Source organism: Achromobacter sp. GbtcB20, from assembly GCF_019091095.1.
Lineage (GTDB): Bacteria > Pseudomonadota > Gammaproteobacteria > Burkholderiales > Burkholderiaceae_B > Achromobacter > Achromobacter mucicolens.
The window spans coordinates 1-787 of sequence record NZ_JAGXJZ010000084.1 but is presented as its reverse complement, the minus strand read 5'-3'; the positions used below and the strand labels follow the sequence as shown (position 1 = coordinate 787).

General features: G+C 72.2%; 1 protein-coding gene. It reads right to left on the bottom strand.

Annotation, left to right across the window (positions count from 1 at the left end; all coding sequences use genetic code 11):
- A partial coding sequence (locus KVT32_RS27870) for a cytochrome c (RefSeq protein WP_217619172.1) occupies nucleotides 1–787 on the bottom strand: 787 nt, incomplete at both ends.

The window sequence follows — 787 nt, the reverse complement described above, 5'->3', positions numbered from 1 at the left end:
CCGTACAGGCGCGATCCTTCCTGCAGCACCTGGTCATCCAGCCGCGGCGCGGGTTCGCGCTCGCGCGGCGCCGGGCCGGGGAGGGACTTCAGGTAGGCCGCCATCGCCCCCAGGTCGGCGGGCGTCAAATGCTGCAGGCTTTGCGCGACCACCTCTGCCATCGGCCCGGTCACGCTGGCGCCGGGCGCCACGCCGGTGCCCAGCAGCTGCACGATGTGTTCTTCCTTCCACTTGCCCAGTCCCGCCTCGGCGTCCGAGGTCAGCGAGGGCGCGTACCAGCCGATAGTCGGAATCAGGCCGCCTTCCAGTCCCTCGCTCGATGCGCCGAAGCGGTTGCGCGTGCTGTGGCAGGCGGCGCAGTGGCCCAGGCCCTCGACCAGGTAGGCGCCGCGGTTCCAGCGCGCATCGCGCCGCGGCTCGGGCTCGAACACGCCGGGCTTGAAGTAGAGCAGGCGCCAGCCGGCCAGGGCGAGCTGGCTGTCGTAGGGAAAACGCAGCGCATGCGGGCGGTTCTGGACCTGGCGCGGCGGCAGGCTGCGCAGGTAGGCGTACAGGGCGTCGGCGTCGGCGCGCGACACCTTGGTGTAGCTGGTGTAGGGGAAGGCCGGGTAGAGCAGGCGGCCGCCTTTCGATTTGCCGTCGTGCAGGGCGCGCCAGAAGTCGTCGGCGCCCCAGTTGCCGATGCCGGTGTCGCGGTCGGGCGTGATGTTCGGCGCGAACAGGGTGCCGAAGGGTGTCTCCAGCGCCCGTCCGCCGGCCGCCAGGCGTTGCACGGCGTCGGCGCCAC